General features: G+C 36.6%; 1 protein-coding gene. It reads left to right on the forward strand.

Annotated features, from left to right (window positions below; all coding sequences use genetic code 11):
- Positions 1-734 (forward strand): HAD-IC family P-type ATPase (locus tag KA900_RS14650; protein WP_210139791.1); only part of this gene is annotated, 734 nt, incomplete at both ends.

Below are 734 nucleotides of genomic sequence, written 5' to 3' on the forward strand. Positions count from 1 at the left end.
TACTATGGAAATGATCAAGAGGAGGATTTATCTTTATTATACTCGATTGAAAGGGAATCTGAACATCCCTTAGCTGTCGCTATTACAAATAAATTAGCGCAATATAAACTAAGACCTGTAGAGAGTACACAGGTTATAAAAGGTGGGGGTATAATTGCTCACGTTGACGGACACATTGTTGCAGTAGGGAATAAAACCTTAATGGAACAAGAAAGTATTCCACTATCTAATGATGTTCTTAAAGAATTAGATAAATTAGAAAGAGCCGGTAGTTCAATTGTATTAACGGCAGTTGATCGTCAGTTAATCATTTTAATGGAAATCCGTGACCAAGTTCGACCAAGCGTTAAACAAGACCTACAAAAATTAAAATCACTTGGTGTTAAAAATCTCATTGTATTATCAGGGGATAATCAAGGTACAGTTAATTTAGTTAAAAAGGAGCTAGGATTAACCGAGGCCCATGGCGATATGCTACCAGAGGACAAGCAAGCATTTTTAAAAGAAAGACAGTCTACTGGTGAAATTGTTGCTTTTATTGGTGATGGTGTGAATGATAGCCCTTCTCTAGCTATTGCAGAAGTAGGGATAGCTATGGGAAATGGGACAGATGTGGCTATTGAAAGTTCAGATATTGTTCTAATGAATTCCAATTTTAATCGTCTCCCCCATGCTTTAGGTTTAGCTAAAGGGACATACGCGAATATGCAACAAAATATTCTCATTGCTGTTGG

Origin of the sequence: Staphylococcus sp. GDY8P120P, from assembly GCF_017892065.1 — a bacterium.
In the GTDB taxonomy this organism is placed as follows: domain Bacteria; phylum Bacillota; class Bacilli; order Staphylococcales; family Staphylococcaceae; genus Staphylococcus; species Staphylococcus nepalensis.